Raw genomic sequence first — 16,722 nt, 5'->3', positions numbered from 1 at the left:
ACAGCCGCGCGGCACGCGGGTCTAGGCCAGGAGATCCTCGACGTAGGCCACCAGCGTGCGCACCGTGCAGCCGGTGCCCTGCTTTGGCGTGTAGCCGTAGGGTGCTCCGTTGTTGAAGGACGGGCCGGCGATGTCGATGTGCGCCCACGGGATGGTCTGGCCGCCCTTGTCCTTGCCCACGAACTCGCGAAGGAACACGGCCGCCGTCATCATGCCGCCGTGACGCTCGCCGATGTTGGCGATGTCCGCCACCTGCGAGTCGAGGCTGGGCCGCAGCTCTTCCGGCAGGGGCATCGGCCACACGAGCTCGCCGGCCCGGTCTGCGGCCGCCTTCAGCGGGCCGGTCACGCTGTCCGCGCCCATGATGCCGGCGGTCCGGTTGCCAAGGGCGATCAGCTGGGCCCCGGTCAGTGTGGCAACGTCGATGATGGCGTCCGGGTACTCCTGGCTTGCCGCGACGATGCCGTCGGCCATGACCAGCCGGCCTTCGGCGTCGGTGTTCAGCACTTCAACCGTCTTGCCGCCGAACATGGTCAGCACGTCGGCGGGCCGCGACGCGGCCCCGGACGGCATGTTCTCGGCGATGCACAGCCAGGCGGTGGCCTTGACGGGAAGTCCCAGGCCCGCGATGGCCAGCACCGTATTAAGCACGACGGCGGCGCCCGCCATGTCGCTCTTCATGTCGCCCATGCCCAGTGCCGGCTTAATGGAGATGCCGCCGGTGTCGAAGGTGATGCCCTTGCCGACCAGTGCAATTTTCCTCGTGGCCTTGGCGGGGGAGTACTCCACCTTGACGAGGCGCGGCTGCCGGGCGGAGCCCTTGCCGACGCCCATGATGCCGCCGAAGCCTTCCTTTTCCAGGCGCTTTTCGTCCCACACGGTGACTTTGACGGGCAGCCCCTTGGACAGTTCCTTTGCGGCATCGGCGAACGACTCGGGGTAGAGGTGGCTCGGCGGCTGGTTCACGAGCGAGCGTGTGGCGTTGACAGCCTTGGCCAGCAGGCGCGCACGGTCGAGCGCGGTGTCCACGTCCTTGTCGCCGGCCAGTTCGGTGAAGATCGCGACGTCGGCCACGGGATCCTTGAGGCCGTCCTTGGACGAACGGAACTCCGTGAACGAGTACGCTCCCAGCGCGGCACCCTCGGCGATGGCGGCAACATCGGCGACATTCGCCGTCGGGAAGGCCAGCGTGACGGAAGACAGACCGGCAAGCTGGCGGACCGCGGAGCCGGCAGCGCGGCGCAGCGCCTCGCCGGAAACCCTTCCCCCGGCGTCAACCTTGCCTACGCCGGCCAGCACGAGGATTCCGGAGCCCGTTTCCGGAAGCCCGGGAAGGCGGACCGCCTGGTCCGGCGCGCCGGTGATGCCGAGGACCTTCAGGGAGTCGGTCAGGGCCTCGACGGATTTCGCGGTCAATGGGTTATCCAGCAGGAACGGGCCGTCCGTGCCCTGTCCGACGCCGATGACCACTGCGTCACTTGCCGCCTTCTTCAGGTCCCTTGCAATGGCACTAAGGTTGGTTTCAGTATTCTTGACCACGAGGATCGGTCCTCAATTCTCTGTGATTGTTCGGGCAGGGAGCGCAGCAAGGCGCCCTCTCGCGGGTGCCGGCCGCCGTCCACGCAGGGCAGCGGCGCCAGCTTCCAAGGAAGCCAATTCCGATCGTAGTCTCTCGGTCCGCAACTGCGGGGGAGCGCAGGGGAAACGGGCCGGTTGAGAGCCGTGCCACAGCGCCCCGAGGAATGACGCCGCTCTTCCGGGTGTTATGAAGATTAACCCCGACCACGAAAGGAACTCGCCGTGTTTGAAAGGATTTCCGGCTCGCTGCTGGACCCCGACGCGCTCTATGCCAAGAACATTGGGCTGTTCCATAACCCTGAGCTCCGCGGACTGAACCTGGTGATGGGCTTTACCGGTTTCGCCGATGCCGGCCACGTGGTCCGGCAGATCACCGACGAGCTGCTGGACACACTCGACTCCGAACGCGTGGCCGTGTTCGACGCCGACCAGCTGATGGACTACCGCTCCCGGCGCCCGCATGTGACCTTTGTTGAGGACCATCTGCAGGACTACCAGCCGCCCACCCTGGCCCTGTACAGGCTCGTTGACGGGCTGGGCAAGCCATTCCTGTTCCTCGCCGGCTTCGAACCGGACCTGCAGTGGGAGCGCTTCGCCCGTGCCGTAGTGCAGATCGTCGAAGCCCTGGACGTCAACCTGGTGACCTGGATCCACTCGATTCCCATGCCCGTGCCCCACACCCGGCCGGTCGGGGTGACCGTGCACGGCAACCGGCCGGAGCTCATTGAAGGCATCTCCTCCTGGAAGCCGACCGTGGAAGTGCCGGCCGCCGTCGGGCATGTCCTGGAACTCCGCCTGACCGACGCCGGCCGCAACGTTGCCGGGTACGTGATCCATGTGCCGCACTACCTCGCAGAGGCGGAGTACCCCACGGCTGCTGTTGCCGGCCTGGAGTACTTGGGGGCCGCCACCTCGCTGATGCTGCCGACCGACCGGCTGCGCGAGTCCGGCCGTGAAGTTGGCCGGCAGATTGCCGAGCAGATCGAGGCGTCGGAGGAAGTCCAGCAGGTGGTGGCTCGGCTCGAGGCCCGCTATGACGAAAAGGCGGAGGGCACGGTGCGCCGGTCCCTGCTGGCCAACGAAAACGATGAACTGCCCGACGGCGACGCGCTGGGCGCCGCTGTGGAGGCCTACCTGGCGCGGGAGAACCCCACCCCGTAAGCCCCGTCACGGGGCGGCGTAAGACTCGTCACTGAAAGGCCAAAACCAGGCAAATAAATAGTATTTTTGCCCCCGCGGAGGATAATAAAAGGGTGACTGCACCCCGCGCCTGGCTCATTTGGTCCATTGGCATCTTCTCGTACCTCGTGGCTGTGACGCAGCGTACGTCGTTCGGTGTGGTCGGCCTCGAGGCCACCGAGAGGTTCCACGCCAGCGCCTCGGCCATTTCCTTTTTCACTGTGCTGCAGCTGCTCGTGTACGCGGGACTTCAGATTCCGGTGGGCGTGCTGGTGGACAGGTTCGGTTCCAGGGCCATGATCGCCGGGGGCGCCCTGCTGATGGGGCTGGGCCAGCTGCAGCTGGCATTTGCGGACAGCGTCCCGGCCGGAGTGCTGGGCCGCGTGCTCGTGGGGGCCGGCGATGCCATGACCTTCATCTCCGTCATCCGGCTGATTCCACTGTGGTTTGCGCCCGCCCGGGTTCCGCTGCTGACCCAGCTCACAGGCATGTCCGGACAGCTCGGACAGTTGCTGAGCGTGGTGCCGTTCGCCTTCATCCTGCACGCCGCGGGCTGGACCCCGGCGTTCCTTGCGTTGGCCGGATTCTCCGGAGTCGCCGTCGTGCTGGTGGTCCTGATGCTGCAGGACGTGCCGCCCGGCACGCCCAGGCAGGAGGCGGCCAAGGGGCTGCGCGCTACCGGTGTGTCCCTGTCGCGCGCGTGGAAGCAGCCGGGGACGCGGCTGGGGATGTGGAGCCACTTCACCATCCAGTTCAGCGGCACGGTGTTCGCAATGACCTGGGGCTACCCGTTCCTGATTTCGGCGCAGGGTCTCAATGCCGGCACCGTCGCGTCGCTCATGTCCCTGTACGTGGCCGGTGCCATCGGAGCCGGGCCGCTGATCGGGCGCTTTGTTGCACGGCACCCCCTCCGGCGCTCCACCATGGTCCTCCTCCTTGTCGGTGCCACCGCGGCAGCCTGGGCGGCCGTGCTGCTGTACCCCGGCCGCTCACCTCTGTGGCTGCTGGCGGTTCTCATCGTGGTGTTGGCCATCGGAGGCCCGGGCTCCATGATCGGCTTCGACTTCGCCCGCACCTTCAACCCGGCCCACCGGATCGGGACCGCCACGGGCATCGTCAACGTGGGCGGCTTCTTCGCGGCGCTCATGGCCATCTACCTCATCGGTGCCGTACTGGACATCCTCAACTCCACGGGCTTTTCCCGCGGGGAGCTCTATGGGCTGGAGCCCTTCCGCATCGCGCTCTGCGTGCACTTCCTGCTCCTCGGCGTCGGGTCCGTCGCCATGCTGGTGGTCCGGCGCAAGGTCCGCCGGCAGATGGCTGCCCAGGGAGTGGTGGTGCCGCCGCTGCTGCAGGCAATGGCCCAGCAGCGCCGCGAACGGATTGCCCGCCGCAAGACCCTGTCCCGCGACTAGGTTTCATACCCGCTGGCGGGTGTTGCCGCGGCGGTTCCCCTGTTCCGCACTGTTCCTCCACAGATCTGTTCCGGGCCGGGCTTGTCCACATAGCTCAGGCTGCCTGTCGCGCCGGCGGTGACGGCCGTCGGAAGCTGTTTCCATGACACCGGAGCATCTCACTATCAGCGGTCCCGAAGACATTCTTGGCTACGTTCCGCACAGCCTGGGCTATTGGCCGTCGCAGAGCCTCGTGGCCATGACCATGCAGGGCAAGCGCCTCGGAGCGACTCTTAGGGTCGACCTCCCGGAGGGCGGTGGCCGCCGCAGCCGGGAGGCGTTCGCGAGGACGGTGGCGGAGTACCTCCTGGCGGACAAGGAAGCCGACGGAACGCTGCTGGTCTTCTTTGCCGATGGCGGTCTTAATGACGCCGGTACTACCGACGGCGCCAGGACAGGGAAAGCGGGGTTGTCTCTTCGGCCCTTACTCGCCGATCTGGAATGTGCGCTCGGACTGGCTGGCATGCCGGTGCGGGATGCCTGGCGCGTCGGCGACGAGTACTGGCGCAACCTGTACTGCACTGACAGCAGTTGCTGCCCGGCGCCGGGCCGCCCCGTCGCCGAGATCCGGGACAGCCGGCTCAATGCGGAGATGGTGTATCTGGGCAGCAGCGTTGGTGCGCCTCCCGGGGCTCCTTCTGCCGGTAACTCAGAAACACCGGTGGCGGCCGATGCCGCCGTCATGGCAGCCGAACGCGCGTGGAGTCTGGCCTTGGCGGGCAAGCGTACTCATCGGGCGCAGTTCGATGCGGTCCTCGATGCCTGGGCAGCTGCGCTGGAAGCCGTTTCGCCTGAAGCCGTTGGTTCTGAGGCCGTTCCGTCGCGAGCCGGTCAACGTGCGCCCGGTCCACGTGCAGCCTGCCGGGGAAGCAGGCTTGAACCGCAACTCGCCGGGTTCCTGCGCGCGTCCCTGCATGTTCCGGCCTGGCGCGACGCGGTCCTGGTCATGGCCGCCGCGGGACGCGCCGCGGCGGCGTCCGGAGCCGAAGCCTTCGGCATCTTCTCTGCAGGGACCGGACTCCGCGTGTCCTGCCCGCCGCTGCCGGCGGCGCGGCTGTCCCGGAGCGGGTTGCCTAGCCCGGCAACCGACGGCCGGGTGGCATCCTCGGTACCCGGAACCGACCCGGTCTCCGGAACAGAACAGGCGCCGGGATCAGAGCAGGCGCCGGGATCAGAGCAGGCGCCGGGATCAGAGCAGGCGCCGGGATCAGAGCAGGCGCACGGATCAGAGCAGGCGCACGGATCAGAGCAGGCGCCGGGATCAGAGCAGGCGCACGGATCAGAGCAGGCGCACGGATCAGAGCAGGCGCACGGATCAGAGCAGGCGCACGGATCAGAGCAGGCGCACGGATCAGAGCAGGCGCACGGATCAGAGCAGGCGCACGGATCAGAGCAGGCGCACGGATCAGAACAGGCGCCGGGATCAGAGCCAACGCCCCGATCAGAGCAGGCGCCCGGATCAGAACGTCCAGACCGGGGAATGGCCACGGGCCGTCCTGTCCAGCCGCCCGCTTCCAGCTGTGGCCCGGATGCCCTGCCCGGCTATGGCGAAGTCCTGTTGGGCCTGAGTCCGCCGGTGCCGGACTGGGACGCTATGAAACGCCTGGAGGGCCTGATGGCGGAGTTGTCGTCGTGTGGCGGGGGTGAGGCGAAGGCTGCGGCGCTAACGGCCACCGGCTGGATCGAGTGGTGCCGGGGGAGGGGTTCCTTCGCGCACGCATCATTGAGCCGGGCCCTGGAGGTCAGCCCGGGATACCGGCTGGCCGAGCTGCTGTCCGAGGTGGTCCGGCGCGGAACAATCTGCGGCTGGGCAGGGCGACGGGAGGCCGCTTGGCAGAAATTCGGATCAGACGCCGCCTAGAGTTCGGGTCAGACGCCGCCTGGGATGACCCCGCCTGGGGCACGGGCCGGGCTGAGTCCGGATACCAGGCTGGAGCATATTACGGTCCGGTCGGCCCCTGGCGTGGAAAATCATGAGACAATGGAGGCCGAGACCCGGTTGGGTCCGTGAATCAATGCTTGCAGTGTTCCCATTCGGGAACATTGCGGCCGCCCCGGCAGTTCTACTTAGTGGCCCTGTCGGTCGGTTGCATCTGATGTCAATCACGGACTTGACAGGGTCATAGTGGTGTTGCCCGAAGGTGACTCCACAGACCGCCGCTAGAAAGGTTTTCTGTGACCCCGTCTTCCGCGAAGAAGGAACCCGCCGCCCTGGCCGTTGAAACTGCCGAGGAGAAGCCGGCGGCATCCAGCGCCAAGCGTGCCGCCACCCGTGCCGCTGGGAAGCCCGAGCCCAAGAAGCGCGGACCCAAACCCGGAGCAAAGGCTGCAGCCGAAGCTGCCGGAAGCCGCTCAACCGATGACGCCGACGTGGAAGTCGAGGAGGACCTCGACGACGCGCAGCCCGACACCGCAGATCTGGTCGATGAACCCGACGAGGCCGGCAAGGAAGCCGCAGCTCCTACCGGTTCGGGCTTCGTTTACTCTGACGCCGACGACGACGACGCACCTGTTCAGCAGGTCATGTCTGCCGGCGCTACCGCCGACCCCGTCAAGGACTACCTGAAGCAGATCGGCAAGGTAGCCCTCCTCAACGCCGAACAGGAAGTTGACCTCGCGCTCCGCATCGAGGCCGGCCTGTTCGCGGAAGAGAAGATCGCCGCCGACGACGGCTCCATGGATCCGAAGTACAAGCGCGAGCTTGAGTTCATCATCCATGACGGCAAGCGCGCCAAGAACCACCTGCTCGAGGCCAACCTCCGCCTCGTGGTGTCGCTGGCCAAGCGCTACACCGGTCGCGGCATGCTGTTCCTGGACCTCATCCAGGAAGGCAACCTCGGCCTCATCCGTGCCGTCGAGAAGTTCGACTACACGAAGGGCTTCAAGTTCTCCACGTACGCCACCTGGTGGATCCGCCAGGCCATCACGCGTGCAATGGCGGACCAGGCCCGCACCATCCGTATCCCGGTGCACATGGTGGAAGTCATCAACAAGCTGGCCCGTGTCCAGCGCCAGATGCTGCAGGACCTGGGCCGCGAACCCACGCCCGAAGAGCTGGCGCTTGAGCTCGACATGACCCCCGAGAAGGTCGTCGAAGTCCAGAAGTACGGTCGCGAGCCCATTTCGCTCCACACACCGCTTGGCGAGGACGGCGACTCCGAATTCGGTGACCTCATCGAGGACTCCGAAGCGGTCGTTCCGGCCGATGCTGTGAGCTTCACCCTGCTGCAGGAACAGCTGCACTCCGTGCTGGACACCCTGTCCGAGCGCGAAGCGGGCGTCGTTGCCATGCGGTTCGGCCTCACGGATGGCCAGCCGAAGACTTTAGACGAAATCGGCAAGGTCTACGGCGTTACCCGTGAGCGCATCCGTCAGATTGAATCCAAGACCATGTCCAAGCTCCGCCACCCGTCCCGGTCACAGGTGCTGCGGGACTACCTGGACTAGGAAACACCGGACCAGTAACTACTGGACTGGTAGACGCGAACAAAGGCCAGGCCTTCCGCCGGAAATCGGCGGAAGGCCTGGCCTTTGTCGTACCGCTACGACATCAAACCAAGTGCGCGTGGACGTTTGGATGCCCACACTGCGTGGCGGCATCCGAAGATTTCCGCCGCGGACACCGCAGGCCCGTCACGGCTGGACACGGACGCGGCGAAGCTGCCCGCAGGCATGTGCCTATCGGGCACGGGCGGGCATCCGTACCCGAGACGCAAGCCATGGCCTAAGTCGGCTTTCCGCAACACCCGCTAAGGCCCCCGCCAGGGATCACTCGGCTCGGGCGACATGCGCGGGCCGTTCCGGTGAGACGGTTTCAAGGATCGCTGGATCCAGGGTGACTGATTCCACGGCTCCCTGCCCCCGATAGAGCGGTTCCTGGCGGTGGAGGCGCAGTGGATCGGTAGGTGTGGCCTGTTGGGGTGGTGAGCTCGATGGTGTGCCTGGGGCCGGGTCTGGGCTTTGCTTTCCAGCCGGGGAGTTCTTTGGTGTGGTTGCATGCTTCGCAGAGGCCGGCGCCGTTGCTCAAGGAGGTGGTTCCGGCGTTGTGCCAGGGGGTGATGTGGTCGTGGTGGCGGATGGGGGCGTCGCAGTAGGGGGTGCGGCAGGTGTCGTCGCGGATTTGGATGAAGCGGCGCAGTGGTGCGGGGAAGAGGCGCCGTCGGGAGTCCATGGCGACGAGGTCGCCGGTTCCGGGGGCGGTGTAGAGCCGCCGGAACCAGATTTTGAGCCCCTGGCCTCCTTCTACCTGCCCCTGCGTTAGCAGGTTCCGGGCATAGTCTGCGGGGACGGTGCCGTAGCCGGGGATCCGGGCGGGTTCGGTGTCGCCTTGGAGGAGGGTGTGGTCGGTCATGACGAGGTTGATCTCGATGCCGGTGATGCCGCCGGGTGTGCCGGTGGTCCATTCGACGAGGGTGTCGGCCTTGATCTGGTCGCGGGAGCGCGGGTCTCCGGCGCCGTGGAGGGTATCGGCCTGCCGGGTCAGGGCCGCGTAAACGGCAACGCCCTGTTGGACGGGCAGCAGCGCCGTCAGGTAGGTCATGCAGTCCGGGGCCGGGCGCAGGCTGACGGTCCGTTCGGACGCGGCGTGGCTCGCCCGCTGGGTCACGGAGCGTGGGTCCCTGCGGGTTGCGGCGGCCCGGGCTGCGGCGATCACGCTCCGGGTCCCGGCGCCGGTGAAGGTTCCGGTGTCGGCGGCGAGTTCCTCATCTACCGCGGTCCGGTCGGCCGGACTCAGGCAGGCGGTCTCTTTCACGATGTGCGTGGCGCGCTCTTCGTTGAGCTGTCCGGTGTCCAGGGCGGCCAGGGTGTGGGGCATCTGCACCAGGGCTTTCGCTGTGCCGAGCAGCCGGCCGCCGCGGTTGGGGGACTCGCCCCGGGCCAGGGCGATCTGCTCGGCCACGCCCAGGCTGTGCTCCTTGGTCCGGTCTTTGCCGAGGTTCTCTGCGGTGAGGGTTGCCCGGTTGTCGTGGTCCTGGCGGTGCCGTGCCTCGAAGGTGACGGCAAGCCTGGCCTGCTGCCCGGCCAGCATGTTTTTGACGTTCTCGAAGGCGTGCGTCTGGTCGATCAGTCCGGCATCGTCGGCGCTGAGGTCGGCCGTCAGAAGGGCGGTTGCCGCCGCGACCCGGTCCTCCAAAGCCGGCCGCGTCGTACCGTGCCCGCGCGCCTCAGTGCTCGTGGCGGCGGCGTCGGCGAACAGGACGTCGGCAAACAGGGCCTCGGGAAACGGGTCCTCCGGGAACTCATCGTCGGTAAGCAGGGCGTCGGGGAAAGGGGCGTCCGGCAAGACGTCGTCGGCGTCCACGAAGTTGGGGTCATCGGCATCCGGAAACCTGTCAGGAACCCCGGCAGCGTGCAGAACGCCGGCGCGCGGCGCCGCCACCAAAGCCAGCTCCGATTCCCTAACTCCATCCATAGACACAGTCTGGCAAGGGGGACTGACAATTTAGCGCCGCGGGAACAGGCGGGAAAGAAAAAGCCAGGACCCCCGCGCGGGGATCCTGGCTTTGAGTCTGGTTGTCTAGTCGACCGGAACCGGTGCCTTTTCGTGCAGCCGGTTCGTCTCATCGTGCCAATCGGAGCTAAGCGGCCTGAGGGTCGCTTCGACGGCGCGTGAATGGTGGGCGCAGAAGAGCAGCTCACCACCGGAGGACTCGAGTACAACCCGGACGTATGCCTGCGCTCCACAACGGTCACACCGGTCAGCTGCGGTGAGTGTGCGGTCGGCAACTGCTGTTGTCATGTCGGCCTCCTTAGTAGATCTGTACATCTATATAACCAGCATTCGCTGGCAAACCATGGCAAGGATGGGTCACTTTCGCTGTCCGCGTATCACGTGTGGGTAACGAACGCCGTGAGCGGGGGCCCGTGTCGGGAGTGGCAGTCAGGCATTTGGCGGCGGCGGGACTAGGCTAGGGGGAGCCTTTTAACGCCGATCCGGCCTGTTCCTCAAAGGAGTTCACTACCTGTGGCACCGAGTTCTGATTACACCGCCCGCCACCTTTCGGTGCTGGAGGGGCTGGAGGCCGTGCGCAAACGCCCCGGCATGTACATCGGATCCACGGACTCCCGCGGCCTTATGCACTGCCTCTGGGAAATCATCGACAACTCCGTCGACGAGGCGCTGGCTGGCTTTGGCCACGACATCAAGATCATCCTGCACGCGGACAACTCCGTGGAGATCCACGACGACGGCCGCGGCATTCCCGTCGACGTGGAACCAAAGACTGGACTCACCGGCGTCGAGGTGGTCTTCACCAAGCTGCACGCGGGCGGCAAGTTTGGCGGCGGCTCCTACACCGCCTCCGGCGGCCTGCACGGCGTCGGCGCGTCCGTGGTCAACGCGCTCTCGGCACGGCTCGACGCCGAGGTTGACCGGGGCGGCAAGACATACAGGATGTCCTTCCGGCGGGGCGAGCCCGGCCGCTTCAACGACAACGGCCGCCCCAACCCGACCGCCACATTCGCGCCGTTCGTCGAGGACTCCGTCCTCGACGTCGTCGGCAAGGCCAAACGCGGCGTCACCGGAACACGCATCCGCTACTGGGCAGACACCCAGATCTTTACGCCGGATGCCCGGTTCTCCTATGAGGAACTCACCGCACGGGCCCGTCAGACGTCCTTCCTGGTCCCTGGCCTGAAAATCACCGTCCGCGATGAGCGCAAGCTCCCCGGCACGCCCGGTGAGCTGGGGGCGCACGAGGAAGTGTTCCACCACGACGGCGGGATCTCGGAGTTCGTGGATTTCCTCGCCGCAGATTCCGGGGTCACGGATGTCTGGCGCCTGCACGGCGCCGGGAAGTTCAAGGAAACCGTCCCTGTGCTGGATGACAAGGGTCACAGCAAGATGGCCGAAGTGGAACGCGACTGCGAAGTGGACGTCGCACTGCGCTGGGGGATCGGCTACGACACCACTGTCCGCAGCTTCGTGAACATAATCGCCACCCCGAAGGGCGGCACCCACCAGGCCGGTTTCGAGCAAGCCCTGGTGAAGACGTTCCGGAAGACCGTGGAAGCCAACGCCCGGAAGCTCAAGGCCGGCAACGACAAGATCGAGAAAGACGACATCTTCGCCGGGCTCACCGCCGTCCTGACAGTGCGCCTCGCCGAACCGCAGTTCGAGGGCCAGACGAAGGAAATCCTCGGCACCTCAGCCGTCAAGGCCATCGTGGCCCGGGTGGTGGAGAAGGAGATAGCGGCAAAGCTCAACTCCTCCAACCGCAATGACAAGGCACAGTCTGCGTTGCTGCTGGAAAAAATCGTCAGCGAGATGAAGTCGCGCATCTCGGCGCGCGTCCACAAGGAGACGCAGCGCCGCAAGACCGCGCTCGAGTCGTCCTCCATGCCCACCAAGCTCGCTGACTGCCGCACCGACGACGTCGCCCGCTCCGAACTGTTCATCGTGGAGGGCGACTCGGCCCTCGGCACGGCGAAGCTGGCGCGCTCCTCCGACTTCCAGGCTTTGCTGCCGATCCGCGGCAAGATTCTCAACGTCCAGAAGGCCTCCGTGGGCGACATGCTCTCGAACGCCGAGTGCGCGGCCCTCATCCAGGTGGTCGGCGCCGGCTCCGGACGCAGCTTCGCGATCGAGGCCGCCCGCTACGGGAAGGTCATCCTCATGACCGACGCCGACGTCGACGGCGCCCACATCCGTACGCTGCTGCTCACCCTCTTCTTCCGCTACATGCGGCCGATGGTGGAGGAAGGCCGGGTCTTCGCTGCCGTGCCGCCGCTGCACCGGGTGGAAGTCATCAACCCCGGCCAGAAGGCCAACGAGATGATCTACACGTACTCCGAGGCCGAGCTGCACGCCCTGCTGGCGAAGCTCGCAGCCGAAGGCAGGAAGTACAAGGAACCCATTCAGCGCTACAAGGGCCTGGGTGAGATGGACGCTGAGCAGCTGGCCGAGACCACCATGGACCCCCGGCACCGCATGCTCCGCAAGGTGAACATCGAGAACGCCCAGCAGGCGGAAGCCACGTTCGACCTGCTGATGGGATCGGACGTCGCGCCGCGCAAGGACTTCATCATCGCCGGTGCCTCCAGCCTGGACCGCGAACGCATCGACGCCTAAGGGCCGACGCCGAACGCATCGACGCCTAAGGGCCGACGCCGAACGCATCGACGCCTAAGGGCCGACGCCGAACGCATCGACGCCTGGGAGCCGGCCTCAGCCGGCGGCCCGGCTCAGCCCAGCAGTCCGGGAACGATCAGCAGCGCAGTAGGCATCGCCAGCAGCAGCGTGCACACGGCGAGGACGGCTGCCCGGAGGCCGCTGGCGAGTGGTGGCCGGGGTGAGAGAAGGCGGCTGACGCGTGACGCCGTCGTGCTCGCCGGACCGGCGCCGCCGGCACCGTCCGGCAGCTGCAGCCCAGCTCCGGCCAGGCCTGCCGGTTCGACGACGGCGGCACCTTGGGGTGCCGCCGAGCCACTGGCCACGATGGCTATCGCCTTGATCAGCGTTACCTTGCTCTCCGTCTTGAGGGCGACATCGTCCGCCAGCATCTCAATGAGGGAGTTCACGGCCTCCTGGGCCAGGCGAGTAGTGGGCAGCCACGGCAGTGCCTGGCGCCAGGCGGCGAAGGCCCACAGCAGCAGGTGGTGGCGCTGGGTGAGGTGCGCGTTTTCGTGAATCAGGACAGCGCGCAGCTCTGCCGGTTCGAGGGCGGCCATGAGGCCGTCGGAGAGGACAGTGACGGAGCGGGCGCCGCCGGGCAGGCAGTACGCCACCGGCGAATCGTGGTTGATGACCACAGTGCCGGGCCCGTCGTCGGACGGCGAGGCCAGGAGGGCCAGGAGTTCACGATGGCGCCTGCGCTGGCGCTCAATCCTGTAATAGGTCAGCAGCAGCGTGAAGACGAGGTGCGCTGTCAGCAGAGCGGCCGCGGAGAGCGCGAAGAGATGCCAGAAACCCAGCGCTGTTGTGGGCGCCGCAAACAGTACCATTCCGGCAAGCGCACGCAGGCCGGCTATCAGGTTGTCGCCGACGGGTTCGAGGCCGTAGACCAGCATGGCGCCGATCATTGACAGGCCACCGGCGAGAGCGATCGCCTGCCACAGCACCATGGCCGTAAAGGGGTCGCGGGCCGGCCAGTCGGCGCGCGAGAGAAGGATAGGTACCGGCCAGGCCAGTACTATCGCCAGGACCGCCAGGAAATATGAGGTCCAGAACATCAGGTGCTAGCTGTGGCCAAGCAGTTTGCGCAGCGTCTCGGCTTCACTTTCCGTCACCGAACCGATGAACCGGGCCAGCACAGCCTCGCGGTCGGGAGCGGATCCCAGCACTTCGTGCATGAGTTCGGCGGTGTGGTCTTCGCGGCTGGATACAGCCTGGTAGCGGTGCGGCCGGGTGCCGCGTTCGCGTTCCACGAGGCCCTTCTTTTCGAGACGCGAAAGGACCGTCAGGACGGTGGTCACCGCCAGGTCCTTGCCCTCATGCCCTGCTGCTCCGCCATGCGCTGCCGTGCTCTGCGCGAGCAGGTCCCGCAGCGTGTTGGCCGTGGCTGCTTCGTGGCCCGCCCAGAGCAGGTCCATGACTGCGCGTTCCAGTTCCCCAAGACTTGCCATCTGTACATCCTTTTGACAACGCACTGCCAGGAGCCGATCGCCCGGCCCGTGCCGTGATTCCAATACTGCAACTTCAAATCTATCGCGTTTGGCCGCTTGTTTCTACATGAGGTAGAACGTTCGGCGCGTCGCCGGGTGATTGCGTTCCTCCGATGTGCATGCAACCGTGTTTACAGTGTTCGACCTGTGTTCTACACTCTGTAGAAGTTGAAGTTCTACGTTGTGTAGAAATCAGCGCTGGAGAGCTAGACCCAACCGTAAGTAGGGACCGCCTTGGACGCCTTGGAAATCGCACGCTGGCAATTCGGAATCACCACCGTCTACCACTTCATGATGGTTCCGCTGACAATCGGCCTGGGCCTGGTCGTCGCGGTGATGCAGACCGTCTGGTACCGCACGGCGAATCCCGCCTATCTGCGGATGACCAAGTTCTGGGGAAAGCTCTTCCTCATCAACTTCATCATGGGCGTGGCCACCGGCATCGTCCAGGAGTTCCAGTTCGGCATGGCCTGGAGCGAATACAGCCGCTTCGTGGGTGACGTTTTCGGCGCTCCGCTGGCCCTCGAGGCACTGCTGGCGTTCTTCGTCGAGTCAACCTTCCTGGGACTGTGGATCTTCGGCTGGAAGCAGCTCAAAAGGGGCGTGCATCTCGCGTGCCTCTGGATCGCCGTGGTCGGCTCGTTCTTCTCCGCGTACTTCATCATCGTGGCCAACAGCTGGATGCAGCACCCCGTCGGCGTCACGATGATTGACGGGCGCCCGGTCATGACCGATGCCTGGGCCGTCTTCACCAACAACACCGCCCTCGTGGCCGTGCCGCACACGCTCTTCGGCGCCCTTGCCGTGGCCGGCGGGTTCCTGCTGGGCATCGCCTGGTACCACCTCTGGCGCAGGCGCCGCGACGGCATCGACACCATCGGTGCTGACGGAAAGGTGGTTGCCGGGGAAGCCGAGATCCCGGGCCGCGACCGCACCGACTACTCAGTCTGGATCAAATCCCTGCGGATCGGCGCCGTCGTCGCCATGATCTCTTTCGCCGGAACCGCGATCACCGGTGACCTGCAGGGCAAGCTGATGTTCCAGCAGCAGCCCATGAAGATGGCTGCCGCCGAGGCCGCCTGCCACGACGGAACGGGCTTCTCTGTCCTGAGCGTGGGCAACGTCGGCTCGCGCAACTGTGATGACATCAAGGCCGTGATCGAGGTGCCCGGCATTCTCTCCTTCCTTGCCAAGGGCGACTTCACCACCGAGGTGAAGGGCGTCAACAGCCTGATTGACCAGTACAAGGCGGACTACGGCACGCACGTCCCGAACAACCCCATCTACGGCGACCGCGCCGGCCAGGAGATCCAGTACGTTCCGGTCATGGAGGTCACCTACTGGGGCTTCCGCGCCATGATCGGATTCGGCGGACTCGCGGCACTCGCCGCCCTGGTGGCGCTCTGGCTGACCCGCAAGGGGACGGTGCCCGAGTCGCGCTGGCTGATGCGGCTGGCCGTGTTCGGCATCCTGGCACCGTTCGGTGCCAACGCCGCGGGCTGGATCTTCACGGAGATGGGCCGGCAGCCGTTCGTCGTGGCCCCCAACCCGGACCTCAACGGCATCGACCAGGTCTTCATGTTCACGGCCGCGGCCGTCTCGCCCGGAGTCTCCGCCGGTGAGATCCTGACCTCCCTGGTTGTCCTCACTCTGATATACGCAGTGCTCCTCGTGGTGGAAGTGAAGCTCCTCGTGAAGTACGTGCGGGGCGGCGTCGTCTCGGCCATGCCCGAACTGGCCCACGTGCCGGTCGACGAGAACGAGGACGCCACACCCCGCGACGGCGGACCGGACAAGCCCGGAACATCCGACGACGTCCTGGCCTTCGCCTACTAAGACCCGAGGATACAAAGCATGGAACTGCTGCCAACCATCTGGTTCATTGCCATCGCCGTCCTGTGGACCGGCTACCTCTTCCTGGAGGGATTCGACCTGGGTGTCGGGATGCTGATGAAGATCTTCGCCCGGAACAACACCGAACGCCGCGTGCTCCTGAACACCATCGGGCCGGTTTGGGACGGAAACGAAGTCTGGCTCCTGACCGCCGCCGGCGCCACCTTCGCCGCCTTCCCGTTCTGGTACGCCTCCCTGTTCTCCGCCCTGTACCTGCCGCTGCTGCTGGTCCTCGTCGCGCTGATCTTCCGGGCAGTGGCGTTCGAATACCGCGGCAAGGTAGACACGGACCGCTGGCGGAACACCTGGGACTGGGCGATCGCCGTCGGCTCCTTCCTGGCCGCCTTCGGGGTGGGTGCCGCCCTGGGACTGACCACCACCGGACTGCCGCTGGACGCCAACGGCGACCGCGACGGCGGGCCGTTCGCCTGGTTCAGCTGGTACGCCGTGCTGGGAGGCCTGGCGGTCGTTTGCTTCGCCCTGCTGCACGCCCTGGCATTCCTGGCACTGAAGACCGACGGCGACGTCCGGCACGGTGCGCGGCAGTGGTTCGTTCGGCTGCTTCCCGTCCTGCTCCTCCCAATGGCCGGCTGGGCCATCGGTGTGCAGGTCCTCAGCGGTGAAGCCTGGACGCTGGCTGTTCTCGCGGTGGCCGTGGTCGCCGCGGGGGTGGCCTGGGCCCAGGCCCGGAAGGGAAACGAAGGCCGGGCGTTCCTGGCAACCGGCGTGTTCCTGCTGGGCGGCTCCGCCTCCATCTTCGGCGCAGTCTTCCCGGTGGTCCTGCCGTCCACCATCGACCCCGCCTACAACCTCACCATCGCCAACGCCTCATCCTCCGACTACACCCTCGGCCTGATGAGCATCGTGGCGTGCATCGGACTGCCGCTGGTGATCGCCTACCAGGCCTGGACTTACTGGGTGTTCCGCCGCCGCGTCAGCGCCGCCCACATCCCGGAGGCGCACAGCTTCCTGCCCGCGGTCGCTGCGAAAGCACTCATCAGGAAAGACTGACCCG

12 protein-coding genes are annotated in these 16,722 nt (G+C 66.3%); 7 read left to right on the top strand and 5 right to left on the bottom strand.

The features are described from left to right. Positions 1–21: 21 nt before the first annotated feature. Positions 22–1,539, bottom strand: a complete 1,518-nt coding sequence (locus AC57BR_RS10895; RefSeq protein ID WP_496360373.1) for a leucyl aminopeptidase — start codon at positions 1,537–1,539, stop codon at positions 22–24. A gap of 261 nt (positions 1,540–1,800) precedes the next feature. Here AC57BR_RS10895 and AC57BR_RS10890 point away from each other — a divergent pair, with 261 nt between their 5' ends. From AC57BR_RS10890 to AC57BR_RS10875, 4 genes are all read left to right on the top strand, one after another. Then, positions 1,801–2,739, top strand: a complete 939-nt coding sequence (locus tag AC57BR_RS10890; RefSeq protein ID WP_496360371.1) for a proteasome assembly chaperone family protein — start codon at positions 1,801–1,803, stop codon at positions 2,737–2,739. A 92-nt stretch (positions 2,740–2,831) separates the two neighbouring features. Continuing rightward, positions 2,832–4,172, top strand: a complete 1,341-nt coding sequence (locus AC57BR_RS10885; RefSeq protein WP_496360369.1) for an MFS transporter — start codon at positions 2,832–2,834, stop codon at positions 4,170–4,172. 142 nt (positions 4,173–4,314) lie between these two features. After that, on the top strand, positions 4,315–6,072 hold the full coding sequence (locus AC57BR_RS10880; protein ID WP_496360367.1) for a DUF4192 family protein: 1,758 nt from the start codon (positions 4,315–4,317) through the stop codon (positions 6,070–6,072). Between the two features lie 314 nt (positions 6,073–6,386). Beyond that, complete coding sequence (locus AC57BR_RS10875; protein ID WP_496360365.1) at positions 6,387–7,658, top strand: RNA polymerase sigma factor; 1,272 nt, start codon at positions 6,387–6,389, stop codon at positions 7,656–7,658. A 367-nt stretch (positions 7,659–8,025) separates the two neighbouring features. Here AC57BR_RS10875 and AC57BR_RS10870 read toward each other — a convergent pair whose 3' ends face one another. Both AC57BR_RS10870 and AC57BR_RS10865 read right to left on the bottom strand, forming a co-directional pair. Next, positions 8,026–9,624: an HNH endonuclease gene (locus AC57BR_RS10870; RefSeq protein ID WP_496360363.1), complete on the bottom strand. Its 1,599-nt coding sequence runs from the start codon at positions 9,622–9,624 to the stop codon at positions 8,026–8,028. A 105-nt stretch (positions 9,625–9,729) separates the two neighbouring features. Next, positions 9,730–9,951 carry a DUF7455 domain-containing protein gene (locus tag AC57BR_RS10865; protein ID WP_306922368.1) on the bottom strand — a complete coding sequence of 74 codons (222 nt, stop codon included), beginning with the start codon at positions 9,949–9,951 and terminating at the stop codon, positions 9,730–9,732. 225 nt (positions 9,952–10,176) lie between these two features. On the opposite strand from AC57BR_RS10865, the gene AC57BR_RS10860 reads away from it, so the two are divergent. Then, positions 10,177–12,282: a DNA gyrase/topoisomerase IV subunit B gene (locus AC57BR_RS10860; RefSeq protein WP_496360361.1), complete on the top strand. Its 2,106-nt coding sequence runs from the start codon at positions 10,177–10,179 to the stop codon at positions 12,280–12,282. Between the two features lie 113 nt (positions 12,283–12,395). On the opposite strand, the gene AC57BR_RS10855 is transcribed toward AC57BR_RS10860, so the two are convergent. Then, positions 12,396–13,382, bottom strand: coding sequence for a M56 family metallopeptidase (locus tag AC57BR_RS10855; RefSeq protein WP_496360359.1), 987 nt, complete (start codon positions 13,380–13,382; stop codon positions 12,396–12,398). A 6-nt stretch (positions 13,383–13,388) separates the two neighbouring features. Next, positions 13,389–13,775 carry a BlaI/MecI/CopY family transcriptional regulator gene (locus AC57BR_RS10850; protein WP_190603345.1) on the bottom strand — a complete coding sequence of 129 codons (387 nt, stop codon included), beginning with the start codon at positions 13,773–13,775 and terminating at the stop codon, positions 13,389–13,391. A gap of 273 nt (positions 13,776–14,048) precedes the next feature. On the opposite strand from AC57BR_RS10850, the gene AC57BR_RS10845 reads away from it, so the two are divergent. Further along, complete coding sequence (locus AC57BR_RS10845; RefSeq protein ID WP_496360357.1) at positions 14,049–15,650, top strand: cytochrome ubiquinol oxidase subunit I; 1,602 nt, start codon at positions 14,049–14,051, stop codon at positions 15,648–15,650. Positions 15,651–15,668: 18 nt separating this feature from the next. Continuing rightward, positions 15,669–16,718, top strand: a complete 1,050-nt coding sequence (gene cydB, locus AC57BR_RS10840; protein ID WP_496360355.1) for a cytochrome d ubiquinol oxidase subunit II — start codon at positions 15,669–15,671, stop codon at positions 16,716–16,718. Positions 16,719–16,722 lie beyond the last annotated feature (4 nt).

This window comes from Arthrobacter sp. BGA-UO-ETr-C19 (genome assembly GCF_059568005.1).
The sequence above is the reverse complement of the archived record's forward strand: the minus strand, read 5'-3'. Positions and strand labels throughout refer to the sequence as shown.